The organism is Streptomyces sp. NBC_01197 (assembly GCF_036010505.1).
GTDB lineage: Bacteria > Actinomycetota > Actinomycetes > Streptomycetales > Streptomycetaceae > Streptomyces.
The window spans coordinates 5,151,274-5,174,267 of the sequence record NZ_CP108569.1 but is presented as its reverse complement, the minus strand read 5'-3'; the positions used below and the strand labels follow the sequence as shown (position 1 = coordinate 5,174,267).

General features: G+C 70.2%; 18 protein-coding genes. 10 read left to right on the top strand and 8 right to left on the bottom strand.

Annotated features, from left to right (window positions below):
- Positions 1 to 53 precede the first annotated feature (53 nt).
- Both OG452_RS23680 and OG452_RS23675 read left to right on the top strand, forming a co-directional pair.
- Entirely contained in the window at positions 54 to 3,380 is a 3,327-nt protein-coding gene (locus tag OG452_RS23680) for a S8 family serine peptidase (protein WP_327297594.1), read from the top strand.
- Positions 3,381 to 3,591: 211 nt separating this feature from the next.
- Entirely contained in the window at positions 3,592 to 4,620 is a 1,029-nt protein-coding gene (locus tag OG452_RS23675) for an aspartate-semialdehyde dehydrogenase (protein ID WP_327297593.1), read from the top strand.
- A gap of 11 nt (positions 4,621 to 4,631) precedes the next feature.
- Here the strand turns inward: OG452_RS23675 and OG452_RS23670 are convergent, their stop codons facing one another.
- Both OG452_RS23670 and OG452_RS23665 read right to left on the bottom strand, forming a co-directional pair.
- A complete protein-coding gene (locus OG452_RS23670; protein WP_327297592.1) occupies positions 4,632 to 4,979 on the bottom strand; it encodes a type II toxin-antitoxin system PemK/MazF family toxin in 348 nt (115 codons plus the stop codon).
- On the bottom strand, positions 4,966 to 5,196 hold the full coding sequence (locus OG452_RS23665) for a ribbon-helix-helix domain-containing protein (protein ID WP_327297591.1): 231 nt from the start codon (positions 5,194 to 5,196) through the stop codon (positions 4,966 to 4,968). The genes OG452_RS23670 and OG452_RS23665 overlap by 14 nt, the downstream gene beginning before the upstream one ends.
- A 153-nt stretch (positions 5,197 to 5,349) precedes the next feature.
- Between OG452_RS23665 and pepN the strand changes: the two genes are divergently transcribed.
- Positions 5,350 to 7,926: an aminopeptidase N gene (pepN, locus tag OG452_RS23660; protein WP_327297590.1), complete on the top strand. Its 2,577-nt coding sequence runs from the start codon at positions 5,350 to 5,352 to the stop codon at positions 7,924 to 7,926.
- 114 nt (positions 7,927 to 8,040) lie between these two features.
- Here pepN and alc read toward each other — a convergent pair whose 3' ends face one another.
- The 6 genes from alc to OG452_RS23630 form a co-directional block, all read right to left on the bottom strand.
- The gene (gene alc, locus OG452_RS23655; protein ID WP_327297589.1) at positions 8,041 to 9,171 is read right to left on the bottom strand and encodes an allantoicase; all 1,131 of its coding nucleotides are present in this window, start codon (positions 9,169 to 9,171) and stop codon (positions 8,041 to 8,043) included.
- Between the two features lie 122 nt (positions 9,172 to 9,293).
- Positions 9,294 to 10,211: a LysR family transcriptional regulator gene (locus OG452_RS23650; protein ID WP_327297588.1), complete on the bottom strand. Its 918-nt coding sequence runs from the start codon at positions 10,209 to 10,211 to the stop codon at positions 9,294 to 9,296.
- Positions 10,212 to 10,358: 147 nt separating this feature from the next.
- A complete protein-coding gene (locus tag OG452_RS23645; RefSeq protein ID WP_164265242.1) occupies positions 10,359 to 10,589 on the bottom strand; it encodes a hypothetical protein in 231 nt (76 codons plus the stop codon).
- A 20-nt stretch (positions 10,590 to 10,609) separates the two neighbouring features.
- Positions 10,610 to 12,655, bottom strand: a complete 2,046-nt coding sequence (gene malQ, locus OG452_RS23640; protein ID WP_327297587.1) for a 4-alpha-glucanotransferase — start codon at positions 12,653 to 12,655, stop codon at positions 10,610 to 10,612.
- Between the two features lie 24 nt (positions 12,656 to 12,679).
- Entirely contained in the window at positions 12,680 to 12,919 is a 240-nt protein-coding gene (locus OG452_RS23635) for a hypothetical protein (RefSeq protein ID WP_327297586.1), read from the bottom strand.
- A 443-nt stretch (positions 12,920 to 13,362) separates the two neighbouring features.
- Positions 13,363 to 13,899 carry an HNH endonuclease gene (locus OG452_RS23630; protein WP_164265239.1) on the bottom strand — a complete coding sequence of 179 codons (537 nt, stop codon included), beginning with the start codon at positions 13,897 to 13,899 and terminating at the stop codon, positions 13,363 to 13,365.
- Between the two features lie 326 nt (positions 13,900 to 14,225).
- On the opposite strand from OG452_RS23630, the gene OG452_RS23625 reads away from it, so the two are divergent.
- From OG452_RS23625 to OG452_RS23595, 7 genes are all read left to right on the top strand, one after another.
- On the top strand, positions 14,226 to 15,290 hold the full coding sequence (locus OG452_RS23625; protein ID WP_405565376.1) for a mechanosensitive ion channel family protein: 1,065 nt from the start codon (positions 14,226 to 14,228) through the stop codon (positions 15,288 to 15,290).
- Positions 15,291 to 15,533: 243 nt separating this feature from the next.
- Complete coding sequence (locus OG452_RS23620) at positions 15,534 to 16,742, top strand: ROK family transcriptional regulator (protein WP_327297585.1); 1,209 nt, start codon at positions 15,534 to 15,536, stop codon at positions 16,740 to 16,742.
- Between the two features lie 152 nt (positions 16,743 to 16,894).
- Entirely contained in the window at positions 16,895 to 18,229 is a 1,335-nt protein-coding gene (locus OG452_RS23615; protein ID WP_327297584.1) for an ABC transporter substrate-binding protein, read from the top strand.
- 7 nt (positions 18,230 to 18,236) lie between these two features.
- Positions 18,237 to 19,178, top strand: coding sequence for a carbohydrate ABC transporter permease (locus tag OG452_RS23610; RefSeq protein ID WP_327297583.1), 942 nt, complete (start codon positions 18,237 to 18,239; stop codon positions 19,176 to 19,178).
- A gap of 5 nt (positions 19,179 to 19,183) precedes the next feature.
- Positions 19,184 to 20,098, top strand: a complete 915-nt coding sequence (locus OG452_RS23605; protein ID WP_327297582.1) for a carbohydrate ABC transporter permease — start codon at positions 19,184 to 19,186, stop codon at positions 20,096 to 20,098.
- A 5-nt stretch (positions 20,099 to 20,103) separates the two neighbouring features.
- Positions 20,104 to 21,423 carry a 6-phospho-beta-glucosidase gene (locus OG452_RS23600; protein WP_327297581.1) on the top strand — a complete coding sequence of 440 codons (1,320 nt, stop codon included), beginning with the start codon at positions 20,104 to 20,106 and terminating at the stop codon, positions 21,421 to 21,423.
- Positions 21,414 to 22,484, top strand: coding sequence for an N-acetylglucosamine kinase (locus tag OG452_RS23595; protein WP_327297580.1), 1,071 nt, complete (start codon positions 21,414 to 21,416; stop codon positions 22,482 to 22,484). Before OG452_RS23600 ends, OG452_RS23595 begins: the two co-directional genes overlap by 10 nt.
- Positions 22,485 to 22,994: the final 510 nt, after the last annotated feature.

Below are 22,994 nucleotides of genomic sequence, written 5' to 3'. Positions count from 1 at the left end.
CCGGTCATCAAGCTCCGGATTCCGGACCTTTTCTTCCACATACAGGGATGTAGATGAGCCTCGAATTCTCCAGCTCCATAACCCGGGCGAGACGCACGGCCCGGGTCGCCGCCGCCGCGGGCGTGGTTCTCGCCCTCGCCGCGGCCGGCGTCGCGCCCGCGGTCGCCGCCGCAGGTCAGGACAGGCCCGCGCCCGCCGGTGCGAAGGCCGCGAAGCCTGCCGGGTCCGCGTCGGACAAGCTCGGTGCGTCCGACGCGCAGCTGCTCGGCCGGGCCGAGCAGGACGGTACGAAGTCCGTGACCGTCATGGTCGCCACCGCCCCGGGCGCGACCGCCCAGGTGCGCAAGCAGTTCGATGCCGTACCCGGCGCGATCGTCGGCAGGACCGACGACAAGCTGGGTTACGTACGGGCCACCCTGCCGACTCCGAGTGCGGGTGCGGCCGTCAAGGCGGCCGGGAAGCTCTCATCCGTCCACGGCATCGACCTCAAGCAGGAGATCGAGCTGGACGACCCGACCCCGGCGGGTGACACCGCGAAGGGCGCCAAGTCCAGTGCGTCGGCCGGACCTTACGGCGCTCCGGGCCGGAACACCCCGGCCAGGAACCCGTACAACCCGTCCTTCGAGACGGGCGCGGTGGACTTCGTGAAGCAGCACCCGGAGTCCGACGGCCGGGGTGTGAGCATCGGCATCCTCGACTCCGGTGTCGACCTGGGCCACCCCGCGCTGCGGAAGACCAGCACCGGCGAGCGGAAGATCACCGACTGGGTGACCGCGACGGACCCGGTCTCCGACGGCGACGGCACCTGGCTGCGGATGAACACCGCCGTGACCGGCCCGTCCTTCACCGCGGCGGGCCGCACCTGGCAGGCTCCGGCCGGTTCGTACCGCTTCCAGACCTTCGCCGAGAAGGTCACCACCGGCGGCGACGAGGCGGGCGACCTCAACCGGGACGGCGACACCAGCGACGTGTGGGGCGTGCTGTACGACCCGGCCGCGGGGACCGTGCGGGTGGATCTGAACGGCGACGGTGACTTCACCGACGACGTCGCGATGAAGCCGTACAAGGACAAGTTCCAGATCGGCTACTTCGGCAAGGACGATCCGAAGACGGATGTCGTCGAGCGCGTCCCCTTCGTGGTCGAGAACCGGAAGAACGTCGTCTACAACGCGGCGGGCGACACCTCCGACTACGTCAACATCGGTGTCATCCAGAGCGAACACGCCACCCATGTCGCGGGCATCACCGCGGCGAACGGCCTGTTCGGGGGCGCGATGAACGGTGCGGCGCCCGGCGCGAAGATCGTCTCGTCGCGTGCCTGCACCTGGAGCGGCGGCTGCACCAACGTCGCCCTCACCGAAGGCATGATCGATCTGGTCGTCAACCGCGGCGTGGACATCGTGAACATGTCGATCGGAGGGCTGCCACCGCTCAACGACGGCAACAACGCGCGGGACGAGCTCTACAAGCGCCTCATCGACACCTACGGCGTCCAGCTCGTCATCTCGGCGGGCAACGAGGGCCCCGGCGTCAACACCATCGGCGACCCCGGCCTGGCCGACCACGTGATCTCCGTCGGCGCGACCGTCTCCAAGGAGACCTGGGCGGCCGACTACGGGTCAGGCGTGACGAAGAAGAACGACATGATGCCGTTCTCCTCGCGCGGCCCGCGTGAGGACGGCGGCTTCACCCCGACGCTCTCGGCGCCCGGCGCGGCCATCAACTCCACCCAGACCTGGCTCCCCGGCGCTCCGGTGAAGGAGGCGGGCTACCCGCTGCCCGCCGGGTACTCGATGCTCCAGGGCACCTCGATGGCCTCCCCCCAGGCCGCAGGCGCCGGCGCGCTGCTCCTCTCGGCCGCGAAGCAGCAGCACATCGAGCTGCCCCCGGCCGATCTGCGTACCGCGCTCACCAGCACCGCCACCCACATCAAGGGCGTACCGGCGCACGCCGAGGGCGCGGGCCTGATCAACATCATCGGCGCCTGGAAGACCATCAGGAAGAGCGCGGACTCCCGGCAGGGTCCCGCGCACGAGTACCGGGTCGACGCTCCGGTCGACACCGCGATCGACGAGGCCCTGAAGACCCCCGGGCACGGCGCCGGCATCTACGACCGCGAGGGCGGTCTGAAGGCCGGGCAGCAGAAGACGTACAAGGTCACCGTCGTGCGGACCACCGGGCCCGACCGGCCCGTCGCGCACCGGCTGTCCTTCCGGAACAACGACGGCACCTTCTCGCTGGCCGGGCCGGCCCAGGTGTCCCTGGCGCTGAACAGGGCGGTGACCGTGACCGTCCGGGCGAAGCCCGCATCGGCAGGGGTGCACAGCGCCATCCTCCAGCTCGACGACCCGAGGACGGTGGGCACCGACCAGCAGATCATGACCACCGTGGTCGTATCGGAGCCGCTCGCCAAGCCCTCGTACACCGTCAAGCACTCCGGCTCGGTGCAGCGCAACAGCACCACGTCGTACTTCCTGACGGTGCCGGAGGGCGCCAAGGCCCTTGAGGTCGGGATGAGCGCGCTGCGGTCGGGCAGCCAGACGCGGTTCATCTCGATCCACCCGTACGGGGTTCCGGTGGACGATACCGGGACGCCCAGCTGCTACCCGAACTACGACAACCCGGCCAACACCTGCCGTCCGGAGCTGCGCTCCTACCCGGACCCGGCGCCCGGTGTCTGGGAGATCGAGGTCGAGGCCCGCCGTACCTCTCCCTACCTCGACAACCCGTACAAGCTGGATGTGGCGCTGCTCGGCGCCGCCTTCGACCCGGCCGTCCAGACCCTCCCCGAGGCCAGGACGGGCACTCCGGCCCCGGTCGACTGGACGGTACGTAACGGCTTCGCCGCCATCGAGGGCAAGCTGAGGGGCGGCCCGCTCGGCTCGTCCGAGGATGCGACGCCGACCCTCGAGGAGGGCGAGAGCCGGACCACCACGGTCACCGTCCCCGAAGGCGTCGACCGGTTCGACGTGTCCATCGGCGGGACCTCCGACACCGGCGCCGACCTGGATCTCTACGTCTACCGGGGCGCCACCCAGGTCGGCTCGTCCGCGGCCGGCGGCTCTGACGAGTCGGTCAGCCTGCTGAAGCCGGCCGCCGGTACGTACACCGTCGAGGTGGACGCCTACGCGGTCCCGGCCGGGTCGACGGTGTACAGCTACCGCGATGTGTACTTCGCCCCGTCGCTCGGCTCGGTCGAGGTCGACGCGTCGAAGACGGTGAAGCTCGCCACCGGGGCGTCGGCCGGGCTCGGTGCCCGGATCGTCGCCGCCGGACCGGCACCCGCCGGACGCGAGCTCTTCGGCCAGGTGCAGCTGCTGAACGCCGGCGGTACGGTCGCGGGCACGGGCAGCGTCCGGATCGCGAAGGTCACACCGTAACTGTGTGAAACGCCGTAACCGGGCGGAATAAGGTGTGAACAACAGGGGAGCGGGGCAGGCGCCAGGATCGGCGCCCGCCCCGCTGTCCGTTCCCCGGACAATGGATTGGACAAGGCGCCGCCGGTCGTACGCATGATGGTGTGATCGGCCGTGGCCGCCCATGGCCAGCAATGACGCGCAGCAGGTGCGCAGTGAGTACGGAGGAGTCACCGTGAGGGTCGGAATCGTCGGAGCCACCGGTCAGGTCGGCACAGTCATGCGCAAGATCCTCGCTGAGCGGGAGTTCCCGGTCGACGAGCTGCGGCTGTTCGCCTCCGTGCGCTCCGCGGGCACCACCCTCGCCTGGCAGAGCAAGGGCATCACCGTCGAGGACGCGGCCACGGCCGACTACTCGGGGCTGGACATCGTGCTCTTCTCGGCGGGCGGCGCCACCTCCAAGGCGCTCGCGGAGAAGGTCGCCGCGCAGGGACCCGTCGTGATCGACAACTCCTCCGCCTGGCGCCGCGACCCCGAGGTACCGCTGGTGGTCTCCGAGGTCAACCCGCACGCCATCGCCGACCGCCCCAAGGGCATCATCGCCAACCCGAACTGCACGACGATGGCCGCGATGCCGGTGCTGCGCCCGCTGCACGACGAGGCCGGTCTCGAGGCGCTGATCGTCGCCACCTACCAGGCCGTTTCCGGCTCGGGTGTGGCCGGTGTCGCCGAGCTGCACGGCCAGGCGTCCAAGGTCGTCCCCGAAGCCGACCGGCTGACGCACGACGGCAGCGCGGTGGACTTCCCCGAGCCCGGCGTCTACAAGCGCCCGATCGCCTTCAACGTGCTGCCGCTGGCCGGTTCGATCGTCGAGGACGGGTCCTTCGAGACGGACGAGGAGCAGAAGCTCCGCAACGAGTCCCGCAAGATCCTGGAGATCCCCGAGCTGAAGGTCTCCGGCACCTGCGTCCGGGTCCCGGTCTTCTCCGGCCACTCCCTCCAGATCAACGCACGCTTCGCCCGCCCCCTCACGGTGGAGCGCGCCTACGAGCTGCTGGAGGCGGCCCCGGGTGTGGAGATCTCCGAGATCCCGACCCCCCTCCAGGCCGCCGGTACGGACCCGTCGTACGTGGGCCGTATCCGCAACGACGAGACCGTGGAGAACGGCCTCGCCCTCTTCGTCTCGAACGACAACCTCCGCAAGGGCGCCGCGCTGAACGCCGTCCAGATCGCGGAGCTGGTGGCGGCGGAGCTGCGCGGCTGAGCCACCCACCCTCAGAGTGCCAGGTGCCGCCGCAATGCCGTGTCCAGCTCGGACAGCCGTTGCGGCGGCACACTGCCGATCCGGCGCAGCAGCCGCTCCACCGCGACAGCACGGACCTGCTCGCACTGGGCCTTGGAATCCTGTACGAGGCCTGACTCCGCCGCCCTGAGAAGGACCTGAAAGGGAAAGACCCTCGCCGTGTTCGAGGTCACGGGTACGACGGTGACGACTCCGCGGCCGGTGCGCTCCACCGACTGGTTGGCGGCGTCGTTGGACACGACGACCGCCGGGCGTGCCTTGTTCGCTTCGCTCCCCCGGCCCGGTTCGAGATCGATCAGGTAGACGTCACCTCTGCGCACCGGACACCCCGTCCCCCGCGGTCCGTTCCCACAGTGCGGCGTCCTCGCCGGCTTCCCACTCGTCCCACGCCTCCGCGTAGTCCGCTTCCAGCCTTGAGCTGCGCAGCAGCTCGATCGCGTGGTGTATCACCGCGGACCGGGAGAGCTTGCCGGTGTCCGCCGCGTATCGGTCCAGGAGCGCGACATCCTCCTGCGGCAGGCTCACACTGATCTTCATACCACTAATCCTACCTTCGGTAGCACCTTTCTTGCCACCGCACGCCCGCTCCCGGCGGCGAGGCCCGCCCCGCTCCGTCCCATCCGGCCCACTCGGATGCCGCGGGGCGTGGAAGGATGAGCGGAAACGTCACATACCGAGGAGATGACCCGGGTGCCCGGCACAAATCTGACCCGCGAAGAGGCACGGCAGCGCGCGAGCCTCCTCACCGTTGACTCGTACGGGATCGACCTCGACCTCAGCGGCGCTCAGGAGGGAGGCACCTACCGGTCCGTGACCACCGTGCGCTTCCGGAGCGCGGAGGCCGGGGCCGAGACCTTCATCGACCTCATCGCGCCGACCGTGCACGAGGCCGTCCTGAACGGCACGCCCCTGGATGTCGCCGCCGTCTTCAAGGACTCGCGCATCGCGCTCTCCGGGCTGCTCGCCGGCGAGAACGAGCTGCGGGTCGTCGCGGACTGCGCGTACACCAACACCGGTGAGGGCCTGCACCGCTTCGTCGACCCGGTCGACGACCAGGCGTACCTGTACACCCAGTTCGAGGTCGCCGACGCGCGGCGCGTCTTCCCCAACTTCGAACAGCCGGACCTGAAGGCGACGTTCCAGTTCACGGTGAAGGCCCCCGAGGGCTGGACCGTGATCTCCAACTCGCCGACGCCCGAACCGCGCGACCACGTCTGGGAGTTCGAGGCGACACCGCGCATCTCGACGTACATCACGGCTCTCGTCGTCGGCCCGTACCACTCGGTGCACAGCAGCTACGAGAAGGACGGCGTGTCCGTCCCGCTCGGGATCTACTGCCGCCCCTCGCTGGCCGAGTTCCTCGACTCGGACGCGATCTTCGACGTCACCCGGCAGGGCTTCGACTGGTTCCAGGAGAAGTTCGACTACGCGTACCCGTTCGCCAAGTACGACCAGCTCTTCGTGCCGGAGTTCAACGCCGGCGCGATGGAGAACGCGGGCGCGGTGACAATTCGCGACCAGTACGTCTTCCGCTCCAAGGTCACCGACGCCGCGTACGAGACGCGCGCCGAGACGATCCTGCACGAGCTGGCGCACATGTGGTTCGGCGACCTGGTCACCATGGAGTGGTGGAACGACCTCTGGCTGAACGAGTCGTTCGCCACGTACACCTCGATCGCGTGCCAGGCGTACGCCGACGGCTCCAAGTGGCCGCAGTCATGGACGACGTTCGCCAACTCCATGAAGACCTGGGCGTACCGCCAGGACCAGCTGCCGTCCACGCACCCGATCATGGCCGACATCACCGACCTGGACGACGTGCTGGTCAACTTCGACGGCATCACGTACGCCAAGGGCGCGTCCGTACTCAAGCAGCTCGTCGCCTATGTCGGCATGGACGAGTTCTTCCGGGGCGTACAGGCGTACTTCAAGGAGCACGCCTTCGGCAACACCCGCCTCTCGGACCTGCTCGGCGCGCTGGAGAAGACCTCGGGGCGCGATCTGAAGGCCTGGTCGACGGCGTGGCTGGAGACCGCGGGGATCAACGTCCTGCGCCCGGAGATCGAGGTCGACGGCGCCGGCCACATCACCTCCTTCGCCGTACGGCAGGAGGCGCCCGAGCTGCCCGCCGGCGCCAAGGGCAAGCCGACGCTGCGCCCGCACCGCATCGCCATCGGCTGCTACGACCTGAACGAGGACGGCAAGCTCGTCCGTACGGACCGGATCGAGCTGGACGTCGAAGGCGAACGCACCGAGGTGCCGTTCCCGCAGGACACCCCGCGCCCCGCGGTGATCCTGCTCAACGACGACGACCTGTCGTACGCGAAGGTGCGCCTCGACGAGGAGTCGCTGCGCGTCGTCACCGAGCACCTCGGTGACTTCGCCGAGTCGCTGCCGCGCGCCCTGTCCTGGGCCTCCGCCTGGGACATGACCCGCGACGGCGAGCTGGCCACCCGCGACTACCTGGCACTCGTCCTGTCCGGTATCGCCAAGGAGTCGGACATCGGCGTCGTCCAGTCGCTGCACCGCCAGGTGAAGCTGGCGCTCGACCTGTACGCGGACCCCGCCTGGCGCGAGGCCGGTCTGACCCAGTGGACGGACGCGACGCTGGCGCATCTGCGGGCCGCTGAGGCGGGCAGCGACCACCAGCTGGCGTGGGCCCGCGCCTTCGCCGGGACCGCGCGTACGCCGCTCCAGCTCGATCTGCTGGGCGCGCTGCTGGAGGGTGAGGAGTCGATCGAGGGACTTGCCGTCGATACCGAGCTGCGCTGGGCGTTCGTGCACCGGCTGGCCGCTGTCGGCAGGTTCGACGAGGAGGAGATCACGGCCGAGCTGCAGCGCGACCGGACCTCTGCGGGTGAGCGGCACGCGGCGAGCGCCCGTGCCGCGCGTCCGACGGAGGCCGCCAAGGCGGAGGCGTGGGCGTCGGTCGTGGAGTCCGACCAGCTCCCCAACGCTGTCCAGGAAGCGGTCATCGGCGGCTTCGTCCAGACCGACCAGCGCGAGGTGCTCGCTCCGTACACGGAGAAGTACTTCGCGGCGGTCAAGGACGTCTGGGAGTCCCGCAGCCACGAGATGGCCCAGCAGGTCGCGGTCGGGCTCTACCCGGCGCTCCAGGTGTCGCAGGAGACGCTGGACGCGACGGACGCCTGGCTGGAGTCCGCCGGGCCGAACGCCGCGCTGCGGCGGCTGGTGTCCGAGTCGCGCTCGGGTGTGGAGCGGGCGCTGCGAGCCCAGGCGGCGGACGCTGCCGCGGCACGCGCCTGACATTGGATGCGGGGCGGGTGGTGTGAGGTCCGGCAGGACCTCCCACCACTCGCCCCTTCCTCTGTGCGGGTTTCCCCCCGGCCTCCGGACAGAGGTGTCAGCGGTGCGGGAGTGTCAGGACGCGTTGTAGCGGCGGCGCAGCTCCGCCGTGCCGGCCTCGGTGAAGGTGCCGTGCAGGCGCATCCGCGCCACGCCGCCGTCCGGGAAGGTGTCCAGACGTACGTGCGTGACGACCGCCTCGGCCGCGAGCTTGAAGCGGTGCAGGGTGTCGGGCTGGAGCTTGGTGCGCGGGATGATCTCGAACCACTCGCCCGACTCGCCGTCGCGGCCGCTCAGCGCGATCCAGCCGGCGGCGTTGCCCTTGAGGTAGGCGGTGTCGATCTCCACGGCGCGTACGGCGCCCTGGGCGGCCAGCCGGAACCGTACCCAGTCGTTGGTGTCGCGGACGCGACGGCGGCGGTTCTCCCAGCCGTCGTCCATCTTGCGGGAGGTGCCGGGCAGGATGATCTGGGTCGGCGAGGAGTAGAAGCGGTCCGACGCGTCCTCGTACGCGGCGCCGTTGAGCACCGAGGCCAGGTCGACCGTGGAGAGCAGGTCGAGCCACTCGGGGTCGGGCACGACCTCGCCGTGCACGCGGAGGCGGGCGACACCGCCGTCGGGGTGCTGGCAGAGCCGGACGTGGGTGTAGACGCGGTCGCCGGTGATCTCGAAGGCGTTGGCCGCGTGGCCGAGCACGGGGGAGCGCGGGACGATCTCCTCCCACTTCACGTCGTCGGCGAGCAGTTCCTCGGGGCTCGGGGAGCCTTCCACCGTGGCGCCCTGGACCGATATCTGCTGCGGGTAGTTGCCGCGGAAGTGGGCGGTGTCGACGATGATCCCGCGGATGACGCCGGGGGCGCCGAGACGGACGAGCGCCCAGTCGTGGTCGTCCGGGGTCGGGAAGGGCGTCTCGGCGGACGCCCCACGCCGGCGGCGGGTCTCCCAGCCGTCCATGATCTTGCCCTTGTGACCGAAGTGCTCGGGGTCGAAGACGGCACGCTCACGGACGAGCAGGTTCTCGCGCTCGGCGAAGAACTCGTCGTTGGCGGCGACGACACCCGCACCGAGGCGGCGGTCAGCCAGGTCGACCAGCTCGGTGAAGGCGTGGTCCCCAGAGCGGTAATCGGCGTACGGGTCGCCGCCTCCGTAGGGGGCCGCGTCGTTGGCGTGGGGGTCCTGGGAGCTCGCTGCATCGGTGGAAGTCATGCTCCGACTGTCACTCAGAACCAACGATCACGTCCATCGAAAGTTTCCACAGAATCCATTCAGTAGATCTGAACGAAGCCACGGATAGCCGCCTTGCCCGTCCGCGACCCCGCGCAGGGCGGTTACGGATGGCCGCCCTGCCCGTCCGCGACCTCGCGCAGCGCGTCCAGCACCCGGCCGACAGCGGCGCCTTCCTCGGCCCCGCGCCGTACCGCGGCGATCACATGGCGCTGCGGCTGGTCGGCACTGAGCACCCGGGTCACCACACCGGTACGGCGCTCGCCGCCCACCGCCATCCTGGGCACCAGCGCGACCCCCATCTCCGCCTCCACCATGGCCAGGATCGCTGTCCAGCCCGCTGCGCTGTGCGCCTGCTCGGGGACGAATCCGGCGGCCTCGCAGGCCGCTGTGGTGATCTCCGACCAAGGGCCGCTGCCACCGAAGATCCACGCCTCGCCCGAGAGGTCCGCGAGCCGCAGCCCCTCGGCCGAGGCCAGCGGGTGCCCGGCGGGCAGCGCCACGTCGAGCGGGTCGGCGAGCAGCGGTACGCGAGTGAAGCGCGGGTCGCGGGCGGTCGGGGCGTGGGCGGCCAGGGAGATCGCCAGATCGACGTCGCCGCCCGACAGCAGCTCGTACGCCTCGGCCGCCTCCGCCTCCCGGATGCGGACCTCGACGGCGGGGTGGCTGCGGCGCAGCGCGGCCACCGAGGGGACCACCAGGGCGGGTACGGCGGTGGAGAAGGCGCCCACCCTGACCTCGCCGGCCTCCCCCTGGAGGTATCCGGCCAGTTCGGCGTCCGCACGCTCCAGCTGGGCGAAGACCGCCTCGGCGTGCCGGAGCACCAGATGGGCCGCGTCGGTGAGCCTGACCCGTCTGCCCTGGGCCACGAGCAGCGGTACGCCGAGCTGCTTCGCCAGGTTGGACAGCTGCTGGGAGACCGCCGACGGGGTCATCCGGAGCGCCTCGGCGGTGGCGGTGACGGTGCCCCGCTCGCTCAGGGTGCGGAGGATCTGGAGCTTCCGGATGTCCCACTCGGTCATGCCCGCAACCTATCCCCCGCCGATCCACGCCGGTCCCCCTCGGCCACGGACGGCAGGGCAGAACAGTCGCACAACAGCCGCGGAACGCAGAGGTGCCGCGGGGCCGGTCGGGCGGCTCCGCGGCACATCGGGTCAAGAGGGCGGGTGTCAGGCCTTCTTACGGGACTTGTCGAGGACCATCACCAGTCCGGCGATGATCCCGAACAGCACGAGAGGTGTGATCACAAAGAGGCCGATCGTGTCGAAGACACTCAGGCCAGGACCGGGGTCGTCGCCGTCGTCGCGGGTCAGCGCGAGCGCGGGGGACGACATGAGCAGCATCATCAGCGTCGTACCGGCTGCTACGGCTCCGGCGCGCACGGCGTTCTTCTTGTCCACGGACCAAACGTAGCGAACGGCTATACGGTCTGCGCGCCCGGGGGTGCCGTACGCGGCCGGAACTCAGCCATCAGGCGGTGCAGACGGGGTGCGGCGGCCACTTCCTCCAGGGTCATGGGCCTGCCCTGCGGGTCGGCGACCGGCAACCGCCAGTTGGGATACTGGTCCCAGGTGCCGGGGAGATTCTGCGGCCTGCGGTCCCCCACCGCGTCCGGCAGCCAGATGCCCGTCATCCGGGCCGGGGTGCGCAGCAGGAAGCGGTGGACCGCGCGGACCTCCCCCTCCTCGTCGCCCGCGCCCTCGGGCAGCAGCCCGAGCCGGGAGAGAAAGCCGAGCCACTCGGCGAGTTCGGCCTTGTCCTCGGCCTGTTCCTGGCCCAGCGGGCGGGTCAGGAGGCCCAGGCGGTGGCGGAGTTCGACATGTTCACCGGTCAGCCGGGCCGCGGTGGACGGCAGGTCGTGGGTGGTGGCCGTCGCCACGCACTCCTCGCGCCACTTCTCCGGCGCCAGCGGCCGGCCCGTACCGCTCCACTCCCGCTCGAACCAGAGCACCGAAGTGCCCAGCACACCGCGGCGCGAGAGGGACTCACGGACGCCCGGCTCGACCGTGCCGAGGTCCTCGCCGATGACGGCCGCGCCCGCGCGGTGGGCCTCCAGCGCGAGTACGGCCAGCATCGCGTCGGCGTCATAACGGACATACGTTCCTGTGGTGGGATCGCCGCCCGCCGGTACCCACCAGAGCCGGAAGAGCCCCATCACATGGTCGATCCGGAGCGCGCCCGCGTTCCGCAGGATGCCCCTCAGCAGCCCGCGGTAGGGCGCGTAGCCGGACGCCGCGAGCGCGTCGGGGCGCCAGGGCGGCAGACCCCAGTCCTGGCCGCGGGCGTTGAAGGCGTCCGGCGGGGCGCCGACGGACATCCCCGCGGCGAAGATGGCCTGCTGGGCCCAGGCGTCCGCGCCGTCCGGATGCACTCCGACGGCGAGGTCGTGGACCAGACCGGTCTCCATGCCCGCCTCGCGGGCGGCGCGCTGGGCGTAGGCGAGCTGGGCGTCGGTCAGCCAGGCGAGCCACATATGGAAGTCGACACGGTGCTGGAGCGCCGCACGGGCGCGGGCCGTCCCGTGCGAGCGGGGGTCGCGGAGCGGCGTGGGCCAGGTGTGCCAGTCGGGTCCGTGCTCCTCGGCCAGGGCGCACCAGGTGGCGTGATCCTCCAGCGGGCGGCCCTGGGCGGCGAGGTAGTCGGCGTAGGCGGCGCGTCTGCCGGGGCCGAGCGGCACCTCGTAGACCAGCTCCAGGGCCTCCTTCTTCAGCGCCCACACGGCGTCGCGGTCGATCAGGGCGCCCCCGTGGAGCACCGCGTCCCGCAGCGCGGCGGCCCGGCGGAGATGGCTGCGGTCCTCGACGTACGCGTACTCGGGGACCGCCTCGACCCGCAGATGGACGGGGTCCGGGAAGCGCCGCGACGACGGCCGGTAGGGCGAGGGGTCGGTGGGCGCTCCGGGCGCTGCCGCGTGGAGCGGATTGACCTGGACGAATCCGGCGCCGTGCACCCGCCCCGACCACGCGGCGAGCTCGGCCAGGTCGCCGAGGTCACCCATGCCCCAGGAGCGCGCGGACAGCAGGGAGTAGAGCTGCACCAGGAAGCCGTGGCTGCGGCCGGGCGGCTGCGGCACCCGTTCGGGCGCGACCACGAGGACGGCCCGCACGGTGCGCCCGTCGGGCGCCTCGGCATCCAATTGGTGCACGCCGAGCGGCAGTTCCTGCCACTTGTCGAGGGTGCTGCCCTGCTCGGTCTCGATCCGCAGCCGGGTGCCGGGCGGGAGCTCGCGCACGGCCGGGGGGCGCTCACCGGGCCTGGCCACCACGGTCGGCGGCAGCAGCCGGCCCGCCAGGGCCGCCTCGTGCCGGGCGAGGGCCGCGCTGACTGCATCCGGTGTCGACGCGTCGATGTCGAGCGCGGCGAGCACGGCGATGACGGTGGTGTCGGAGACCGGGACGGTGACGTCCTCGGACGGTGCGTAGCTGGTGGCGACTCCATGCAGCGCGGCGAGCCTGGCAAGGCTCATGCGGACTCCCCGTTCAGGCTGCGGTCAGATCCCGGCAGCCGTTCCGTATGCGGTGGGCTCACTGGTCAACGGGGTGAAGTCGGCGAGCGGCGGTTCGCTGGTGAGGGGTGCGACATCGGAGAGCGGGGGCTCGCTGGTCAGCGGCAGCTCCATGGAGCTGGTGCTCGCGTCGGGGTCGGGCATCAGGTCCGGCACGAGCTCCGGAACGGTCTCCGGGACACGTTTGGACAGGGCCGAGAGCAGAAGCTGCGCAGAAGCGGCCACGAGAATCTCCGTAAGGTCGGCGACGAGGTTGGACTCAAGCCCTACCCAGCGGGCGCGCCCCCATCCGTATTCGTCTCACCAACGTGCGCCGGGTCACATTGCGTTCCCCGCAGATGAAATTGTCCACACCACCACCGGATCGGGCAATTCCGGCACACCGCCGCCCGCCCCGCCGCGCACCCGGGAAGGCCCTGAAGCCCATGCGGCGACTGGGCTCGGACGGTACGAACCGATGAAGCGATCAACCGATGAGGCAATAAACCTGTGAGGTGATGAACACGTGAGGTGATGAACCGGTGAAGCGATAGACAACTGAGCCGATGAACCGGCGAGCCCATCAGCTGACGAGGCGATGAGGCGATGACCTGCGTGCGCTCGCGGCGGTCAGGCAGCTGACGCGACCGCTCCCCGGTGGCCCCCGGCGGGCCACCGGGGCCCGCCCGTCAGGCCGAGACGCCGTCGATCCGTGCCATGGCGTCCTCCGCGCCGAACGGCTGCAGATACGGCAGCCAGCGCGGGTCCCGGTGACCGGTTCCGATGATGCGCCAGGCGAGGCCGCTGGGCGGGGCGGGCTGGTGGCGCAGGCGCCAGCCCAGTTCCAGCAGGTGCCGGTCGGCCTTGACGTGGTTGCAGCGGCGGCACGCGGCCACCACGTTGTCCCAGCGGTGCTGCCCGCCGCGGCTGCGCGGAATGACATGGTCGACGCTGGTTGCGACGCCACCGCAGTACATACAGCGGCCGCCGTCCCGCGCGAACAGCGCACGGCGGGTGAGCGGGACGGGCCCCCGGTAGGGGACGCGCACGAACCGCTTCAGCCGTACGACACTGGGCGCGGGGACGATGCGGGTGGCACTGTGCATGAAGGCGCCGGATTCCTCCAGGGAGACTGCCTTGTTCTCCAGGACGAGGACGAGCGCGCGACGGAGCGGTACGACGCCGAGCGGCTCGTACGACGCGTTGAGGACCAGGACGTGCGGCACGGTGGATGCCTCCTTGTACGCCGGCGGCGCGTGGCTCGCGCCGGGACGATCTGCCCTCAGTCTCTCCTCATGCCTGGTGGAAGCGCCACCAACGTCAGGTAACGGGCTCGGAGTGTTTTCGTCCGTACCTGGTCGTTCCTGACCGTTCGCACACCGTTCCCGGCAGTTTTCAGCGGCTGTCAGCGGTTCCCAGCCCTTCATGCCGGTTCCGCGCGTGGGATAGGTCTCTCCGCCGGACAGGTCGGCGGAAGTAGCGGTGATGCGCCGTTAGTGTGGAGGTTCCGCCCGCATCCCTGGAGGTTTCCGCTGTGAACGCCGTGCAAGCCGTGACCTGGTCGCTGGCGACTGGTGACAGCTCTCGGCCCGGTACGGCCGGCACTCTCGACAACGCTCAGAAGTCCGCGACGAATGCCGCCGACTGGGTGCAGCAGAACTGGTCCACCTGGCTCTCCATCGGCCTGCGGATCCTCCTGATCCTGCTCATCGCCACCGTGCTGCGCTCTCTTGTCCGGCGGGCGCTCACCCGGCTGATAGAGCACATGAACCGCAGCGCGACGGCCGTCGAGGGCACCGCTCTCGGCGGTCTTCTGGTGAACCAGGAACGCCGCCGCCAGCGCTCCGAGGCCATCGGTTCGGTGCTGCGCTCGGTGGCGTCCTTCGTGATCCTCGGCACCGCGGCCCTGATGGTGCTCTCCACGCTCAAGATCGATCTGGCGCCACTGCTCGCGTCCGCCGGGGTAGCCGGGGTCGCGATCGGGTTCGGTGCGCGCAATCTCGTCACGGACTTCCTCTCCGGTGTCTTCATGATCATGGAGGACCAGTACGGCGTCGGGGACAGCATCGACGCGGGGGTCGCGACCGGCGAGGTGATCGAGGTCGGGCTGCGGGTGACCAAACTGCGCGGTGAGAACGGCGCGATCTGGTACGTACGCAACGGCGAGATCAAGCGGATCGGCAACCTCAGTCAGGGCTGGGCGACCGCGGCCGTGGACGTCCAGGTCAGGCCGACCGAGAACCTGGAGCGGCTGCGCGAGGTGATCAGCGTGGTCGGGCAGGATCTGGCCAAGTCCGAACCGTGGAACGAACAGCTCTGGGGCCCGGTCGAGATTCTCGGTCTGGACTCCGTACTGCTGGACTCGATGGTCATCAGGATCTCCGCCAAGACCATGCCGGGCAAGGCCCTGGGCGTGGAGCGGGAGCTGCGCTGGCGGCTCAAGATCGCGCTGGAGGAGGCGGGCATCACGGTCGTGGGCGGCCCCGTCACGGTCGACACCGAGGAGCCGCCGCCGGACTCGTCGGCCGCCGTGTCGGCCCCGTCCGCACTGGCCAGCCCGACGTCACCGCAGTCGCTCGCCGCGTCGCCGATCCCGCCGCAGAACCTCTCGAAGTAGCGGCCCGGAGCGGCGACGGCTGCTTCCGGAGTCCGCCCGGTACCGCCGTTCACTCTCCGTACGCATGAGCGCCCCGCAGGCCACGCGGGGCGCTCATTTCGTGTGCCGAGGTAACTCTTTGGCCGCCGGACCGGCCCAGACCATTGACGCCCGGCTGACCCCCGGCCTACGTTCCTCACACCGAATTGGAAACTTTCCTAACAGTGCATTGCTGACAGCAGCGCGAGGGCAGGTGCGTACGAGATGGCCGGTGGCACGACTCCAGGAACCCCACGCGTGCTGCGGGCGATGAACGACCGCGCCGCCCTCGACCTGCTCCTTGAGCACGGACCGCTCTCCCGCACGAAGATCGGCAAGCTGACCGGGCTCTCCAAGCCGACCGCCTCCCAGCTGCTGGCGCGCCTGGAGGCCGCCGGGCTAGTGGTGGCCACCGGCACAAGTGAGGGCCGCCCGGGACCGAGCGCGCAGCTCTACGCGGTCAACGCCGGGGCCGGTCACGCCGCCGGGATCGATGTGAACCCGCAGCGCATCCGGGCCGCCGTCGCGGACATCACGGGCCGCACCGTCGGCGAGTTCCGCCTCGCGACCCCTGGCAGGCGCGGCACCGGCGTCGTCCGGCAGGTGACCGACGCCCTGGACGGCGCCACGAAGGCCGCCGGACTGGTGCGGGCAGATCTGCGGCGCGTGGTGGTCGGCACCCCCGGCGCCTTCGACCCGAACACCGGCCGGCTGCGGTACGCATCCCATCTGCCCGGCTGGCACTCCCCCACCCTGCTCGACGAGCTGGCGACCGCGCTGCCGATGCCTGTCGAGTACGAGAACGACGTCAATCTGGCCGCCGTCGCCGAACAGCGGCTGGGAGCGGCCCGAGGCCACGAGGACTTCGTACTGCTCTGGAACGAGGAGGGCGTCGGCGCCGCCGTCGTCCTCGGCGGCCGGCTGCACCGCGGCTTCACCGGCGGCGCGGGCGAGGTCGGCTTCATGCCGGTGCCCGGCGCCCCGCTGGTACGCCAGGTGACCAAGGCCAACGCGGGCGGCTTCCAGGAACTCGCCGGCTCCCAGGCACTGGCCAGGCTGGCCCGGGAGCTGGGCATCGCGGCCATCGGCTGCGGTTCGCACCTCGAGGTGGCGAGCGCGCTGATCTCCGAGGCCGCGCGGGCCGACGGAGGACCGTACCGCCGCCTCCTTGAGGTCTTCGCCACCGCGGTGGCGACCGGTCTCGCCTCGCTGGTGGCGGTTCTCGACCCCGAACTCCTGGTTCTCTCCGGCGATCTGATCGTCGCAGGCGGCGAACCGCTGCGGGAGCTCGTCCAGCGCGAGCTGGTCGAGCTGGCCGCGTCCCGGCCCCGGCTCGTCCTCGGCTCCGTACGGGAACAGCCCGTCCTGCGCGGAGCGTTGGAGAGCGCTCTCGCCACGACCCGCGACGAGGTGTTCGACACCTCGGCCCGCTGACCCCCGCAGCGCCGGGTCCGCCCCGCCGTACCCCTTCACTTCGCCCGTCCGCTCCCCCCGAGTTCCCCGCGGGTCCCGCTTCCCCGAGTTCCCCGCAAGCAGCTTCGCGCGTACCCCCGTACACCCCAGATCCGCCAGAGGGAGATTCCGTCATGCCCAGTAACCGCCGACCGGTCGCGGTCGCCGTCGCCGCCGCATCCATGTCCCTGCTCGCCTCTGCCTGTACGGGCCAGAGTTCGGGCGGCGCGACCGACGACGTGAACGCGAGGACCACCATCACCTTCTGGCACGGCTGGAGTGCCGCGAGCGAGGTCAAGGCGGTACAGACGGACGTCGACCGGTTCGAGAAGGTCCACCCGAACATCAAGGTGAAGGTCGTCGGCAACATGACCGACGACAAGATCAACCAGGCGCTGCGCGGCGGCGGTTCGGACGCCCCCGACGTCGTCTCCTCCTTCACCACCGACAACGTCGGCAAGTTCTGCTCGTCCGGTGCCTTCGCGGATCTGAAGCCCTTCCTCACCAAGTCGGAGATCGACCTGGACAAGACCTTCTCCAAGCCGCTCCAGGACTACACGCAGTTCGACGGCGTGCGCTGCACCCTGCCGCTGCTCAGCGACGCGTACGCGCTCTACTACAACAAGGCCGAGTTCAGGGAGGCCGGGATCACCGCCCCGCCGAAGACCTGGACCGAGTTCGACCGGGACGCCGTCAAGCTGACGAAGTCCAAGGGCGACTCGTACCAGCAGCTCGGCTTCATGCCGACCTTCCACGGCTACGAGTCGACACCTGCCCACATGGTGGCGCAGTGGAGCCCCACTTACGTCGGCAAGGACGGCAAGTCCGACGTCGCCAGGGACCCCGCCTTCGGGAAGATGTTCACCTGGCAGCGGAACCTGGTGAAGAAGCTGGGCGGTTTCGGCAAACTGGAGAAGTACCGGGCCACCTTCGGCGACGAGTGGGGCGCCAAGCACCCCTTCCAGACCGGCCAGGTCGCCATGCAGGTCGACGGCGAGTGGCGCCTCGGGATGGCCCAGGAGGCCAAGTCGAAGGTGGACATCGGCATCGCGCCGCTGCCGGTCCCCGACGACCAGGCCGCTTCGTACGGCAAGGGCTACATCACCGGCACCGTCGCCGGTATCGCGTCGACCAGCAAGAAGCAGAACGCCTCCTGGGAGTTCGTGAAGTACCTCACCACCGACACCGACGCGGTCGTGGCCTTCGCCGACGACATCCACAACATCCCGTCCACGCTGGCCGCGCTCAAGTCACCGAAGCTGAAGTTCGACCCGAGGCTGAAGACGTTCCTGGACATAGCGCAGGACCCGCAGTCCAACACCACTCCCCCGTCGGTCAACGGCGGCACCTACCAAGTGACCCTCCAGGACTTCGGATACGACTTCGAGTCCGGCAGGGCGAAGGATCTGCGGGCCGGTCTGCGGAAGACCGCGTCGCAGATCGACAAGGACGACGAGAAGGCGAAGTAGCCTCGCCATGACCACTTACACCCCACGTTCGAAGCGCCGCCGCGAGGCCGTGCGGACGGCGGCCTTCATGTCGCCCTGGCTCATCGGGTTCTGCGTCTTCTTCGTGTACCCGCTGGTCTCGACCGTCTACTTCTCCTTCACGGAGTACGACGGCTTCAAGGCCCCGTCCTTCAACGGCCTGACGAACTGGACATACGTCTTCACCGAGTACCCGGACTTCTGGCCCGCGATGCGCAACACCCTCTGGCTGGTGGTCGTGATGGTCGCCTGCCGGGTGGTCTTCGGGCTCGGCATCGGGATGCTGATCACGAAGATCAAGACGGGCGCCGGAATCTTCCGGACCCTGTTCTACCTGCCGTATCTCGCGCCGCCGGTCGCCGCGACGCTGGCCTTCGTCTTCCTGCTCAACCCCGGGACGGGGCCGGTCAACTCGATACTCGGCGGCATCGGGCTGCCGACGCCCGGCTGGTTCACCGACGCCACCTGGTCGAAGCCCGCGCTCACCATGCTCGCGGTGTGGGGCATCGGCGACCTCATGGTGATCTTCATGGCCGCACTCCTCGACGTACCCAAGGAGCAGTACGAGGCGGCGGAGCTGGACGGCGCGTCAGCGGTGCAGCGCTTCCGGTTCGTGACGCTGCCGAACATCTCGCCGATCATCATGTTCGCCGTGGTCACCGGGGTCATCCAGGCGATGCAGTACTACACCCAGCCACTGGTGGCCGGGAAGGTGGCGTCGGGCATCATCGGCGGCTCCGGGCAGCAGTTCCAGCCCGGTTTCCCCGACAAGTCCACGCTGACCCTGCCGCAGCTCGTCTACACGCTCGGCTTCCAGCGCTTCGACTACGGCTCCGCGTGCGTGGTCGCGCTCGTCCTCTTCGCCCTGGCCATGGCGTTCACCGCACTGCTGATGCGGCGCCGCAGCGGGCTCGTACAGGCAGGTGACTGACCGTCATGACACAGCTCACCCAAGTCGCGGAGAACCCCCCGCTCCGGGCCCGCGGAGACGACGATGACGCCGACTCCGCCCGGCGGACCGCCCGCCGCAAGACTCTGCTGCACTGGATCGCGGTGCACGCCCTGGGCGTGGCCGCCGCGCTCTTCTTCGTGCTGCCGTTCGTCTTCGTGATCCTCACCTCGCTGATGAGCGACCAGCAGGCGCTCACCCGTGACCTGTGGCCGCACACCTTCGAGTGGTCCAACTACCGCAAGGTCTTCGACACTCCGGGCTTCCTGACCTGGTGGCGGAACACCCTGCTGTACGCGGGACTCGGCACCGTACTGACCGTGGTGTCGTCGCTGCCCGTGGCGTACGCGCTCGCCAAGTTCCGCTTCCGCGGCCGGCAGCTGTCGCTGATGCTCGTCATCTCGATGATGATGCTGCCGCCGCAGGTCGTCATCATCCCGATGTACCTGTTCTGGGCGAAGCAGCTGGACCTGTCGGGCACGCTCTGGCCGCTGATCATCCCGATGGCGTTCGGTGACGCGTTCTCCATCTTCCTGCTGCGGCAGTTCCTGCTGACCATCCCCAACGAATACATGGACGCGGCGAAAGTCGACGGCTGCGGCGAGCTCCGCACGCTGCTGAAGGTCATCGTCCCGATGGCGAAACCGGGCATCGCCGCCGTCGCGCTCTTCCAGTTCTTCTACGCCTGGAACGACTACTTCGGCCCGCAGATCTACACCTCGGAGAACTCGGCCGCCTGGACGCTCTCCTACGGCCTGGAGTCCTTCAAGGGCGCACACCATACCGACTGGAATCTGACCATGGCCGCGACCGTCCTGGTCATGGCCCCTGTGATCCTCGTCTTCTTCTTCGCACAGAAGGCATTCGTCGAGGGCGTCACACTGACCGGAGTGAAGGGTTAGCTGAAATGAAACTCGCAGTAGTGGGGGGCGGGTCCACCTACACGCCCGAACTCATCGACGGACTCGCGCGGTTGCGGGACACGCTGCCGATCAGTGAGCTGGTACTCGTCGACCCCGCGGCCGACCGTCTCGACCTGGTGGGCGGCCTCGCCCGGCGGATCTTCGCCAGGCAGGGGCACCCGGGGGCGATCACGACGACGTCGGACCTCGACGCGGGCGTCGCCGACGCCGACGCGGTCCTGCTCCAGCTGCGCGTCGGCGGTCAGACCGCCCGGCAGCAGGACGAGACCTGGCCACTGGAGTGCGGCTGCGTCGGGCAGGAGACGACGGGCGCCGGCGGCCTGGCCAAGGCGATGCGTACGGTGCCGGTGGTGCTGGACATCGCCGAGCGCGTACGGCGCACCAACCCCGACGCCTGGATCATCGACTTCACCAACCCGGTGGGCATCGTCACCCGGGCGCTGCTCCAGGCCGGGCACAAAGCCGTCGGGCTCTGCAACGTGGCCATCGGCTTCCAGCGGAAGTTCGCCGCGCACCTCGACGTGGCGCCGGCCGACGTCTTCCTCGACCACGTGGGCCTCAACCATCTCAGCTGGGAGCTGGGTGTCCGCCTGGGCGGCCCCGACGGCGAGGACATCCTGCCGAAGCTTCTCGGCGAGCACGGCGACGCGATAGCCGACGACCTGCGTCTGCCGCGGCCGGTCGTGGACCGGCTCGGGGTGGTGCCCTCGTACTACCTGCGCTACTTCTACGCGCACGACGCGGTCGTCAGGGAGCTGGGCAGCAAGCCGTCGCGGGCCGCCGAGGTCGCCGCGATGGAGAAGGAGCTGCTCACCATGTACGGCGACCCGAAGCTGGACGAGAAGCCCGCGCTGCTCGCCAAGCGGGGCGGCGCCTTCTACTCGGAGGCGGCGGTCGACCTGGCGTCCTCGCTGCTGGGAGGAGAGAGGGGCGGGGCCGAAGACCCCTCGGACAAGGGTGGTGGTGGGCGACGGGCGGGAGGGCCCCGGTACCAGGTGGTCAACACGTACAACAACGGCACGCTGCCCTTCCTCCCCGACGACGCCGTGATCGAGGTGCAGGCGACAGTGGACGGCGGTGGCGCGACGCCGCTGGCCGTGCCCGCGCTGGACCCGCTGTACGCCGGTCTGGTCGCGAACGTCACGGCGTACGAGGACCTCGCCCTGCAAGCCGCGCTGCGCGGCGGCCGGGACCGGGTGTTCCGGGCACTGCTCGCGCACCCGCTGATCGGGCAGTACGCGTATGCCGACGAGCTGACGGACAAGCTCATCGCGCACAACCGGGAGCACTTCGCGTGGGCCTGACAGCAAGTGTGCTGGCGATCGACGCCGGCAACAGCAAGACGGACGCGGCCGTCATCTCGGCGGATGGCACCGTCCTGGGCCGGGGCCGCTCCGGCGGCTTTCAGCCGTCTGTGGTGGGGGTCGAGGCGGCGGTGGACGTGCTGGCCGTCGCGGTGGCGGCGGCGGTCGCGGGGATCGAGGCGGTCGTGGCTCACGCAGGGGCTTGTGCAGTACTGGGGAGCCGTGGCGCGGATGGAGGAGTTGCCGCAGGTGGAGACGGTGCGGCCGGTGGGGATGTTTCTCCGCCCTACGCCTCGTTCGTCTCCGCATGTCTGGCCAACGCCGATCTCCCGGTCGAGGAGCGGGAACTGGCCACCGCCATCGAGGCACGCGGCTGGGGCCCGGCGGTCGAGGTACGCAACGACACCTTCGCGATCCTGCGCGCGGGCGTGGACGAGCCGCGCGGGGTGGCCGTCGTGTGCGGGGCCGGCATCAACTGTGTCGGGATGACACCCGACGGACGCACCGCCCGCTTCCCCGCGATCGGCCGCATCTCCGGCGACTGGGGAGGCGGCGGCGGACTGGCCGAGGAGGCGCTGTTCCATGCGGCACGCGCCGAGGACGGGCGGGGCGGACGCACCGAGCTGATGCGGGCGGTACCCGCGCACTTCGGATTGCCGACGATGTACGCCGTGATCGAGGCGCTGCACCTGGGCCATATCCGGGCGGAGCGCAAGCACGAACTGGCACCGGTTCTCTTCGCGACCGCGGCGGCCGGTGACCCGGTCGCCCGCTCGGTCGTCGAGCGGCAGGCGCAGGAGGTCGTCACGCTCGCCGTGGTGGCGCTGGGCCGGCTCGGCCTGCTCGACGAGGAGACTCCGGTGCTGCTGGGCGGGAGCGTACTGGCCGCCCGGCACCCGCAGTTGGACGAGCGCATCCGGCAACTGCTGGCGGACCGAGCGCCGAAGGCCGTCCCCCGGGTGGTGCCGGCCTCCCCGGTGCTCGGCGCCGCCCTGCTGGGCCTGGACAGGATCGCGGCCCCGGCGGAGTCCTACGCGCGGGTCCGGGAGCAGTACGCCTGAGGGGTGCGGGCGATGGGTGTAGGGGGGGTTGTGTTCCGCGCGGAGCGGAGCACAACCCCCTCTCCGTGCGCCCCTCATGTGCGCTTTCCGCTGGGATGGCGCCCCGGGGGACACCCGAGCGGCGGGGCTCGAACGGGAACCGAATTGATCCCGGCGGCGTATTCAAGGTGAGGGCGTCGCGAGGCGAGCGCGGGACGGAAGTGGGGGCAGGCAGGGGATGAGGCCGAGGAGAAGGCGGGCGTAGGGGCAGGCGACAGATCGATCAAGATCGGCCCATCCTGGTGTGCGTACGGGGCTCGTGCGGCCATACTGCTGGCCGGGCACTTGTCCTCCCGGGCCACGGAGTTCGTGAACGGTCAGGGAGTTCATGGCCGGAAAGCCCAGTGAAATCGCGAAACACAGATCCGACAACTCGTGACAGCCGGACCGTGAGAGACCGATCGTGAAGGCTCGATCGAGAGACCGGTCGTGAAGGTTCGATCGTGAGAGACGGGTCGTGACAGACCGGTC

What these genes read in the sequence shown, in the direction of transcription:
- OG452_RS23680 (WP_327297594.1), top strand. Translation starts at nt 54, where the DNA reads ATGAGCCTCGAATTCTCCAGCTCCATAACCCGGGCGAGACGCACGGCC.
- OG452_RS23665 (WP_327297591.1), bottom strand. Translation starts at nt 5,196, where the DNA reads ATGAAGATCAGTGTGAGCCTGCCGCAGGAGGATGTCGCGCTCCTGGAC.
- alc (WP_327297589.1), bottom strand. Translation starts at nt 9,171, where the DNA reads ATGACTTCCACCGATGCAGCGAGCTCCCAGGACCCCCACGCCAACGAC.
- OG452_RS23650 (WP_327297588.1), bottom strand. Translation starts at nt 10,211, where the DNA reads ATGACCGAGTGGGACATCCGGAAGCTCCAGATCCTCCGCACCCTGAGC.
- malQ (WP_327297587.1), bottom strand. Translation starts at nt 12,655, where the DNA reads ATGAGCCTTGCCAGGCTCGCCGCGCTGCATGGAGTCGCCACCAGCTAC.
- OG452_RS23620 (WP_327297585.1), top strand. Translation starts at nt 15,534, where the DNA reads ATGGCCGGTGGCACGACTCCAGGAACCCCACGCGTGCTGCGGGCGATG.
- OG452_RS23615 (WP_327297584.1), top strand. Translation starts at nt 16,895, where the DNA reads ATGCCCAGTAACCGCCGACCGGTCGCGGTCGCCGTCGCCGCCGCATCC.
- OG452_RS23610 (WP_327297583.1), top strand. Translation starts at nt 18,237, where the DNA reads ATGACCACTTACACCCCACGTTCGAAGCGCCGCCGCGAGGCCGTGCGG.
- OG452_RS23605 (WP_327297582.1), top strand. Translation starts at nt 19,184, where the DNA reads ATGACACAGCTCACCCAAGTCGCGGAGAACCCCCCGCTCCGGGCCCGC.
- OG452_RS23600 (WP_327297581.1), top strand. Translation starts at nt 20,104, where the DNA reads ATGAAACTCGCAGTAGTGGGGGGCGGGTCCACCTACACGCCCGAACTC.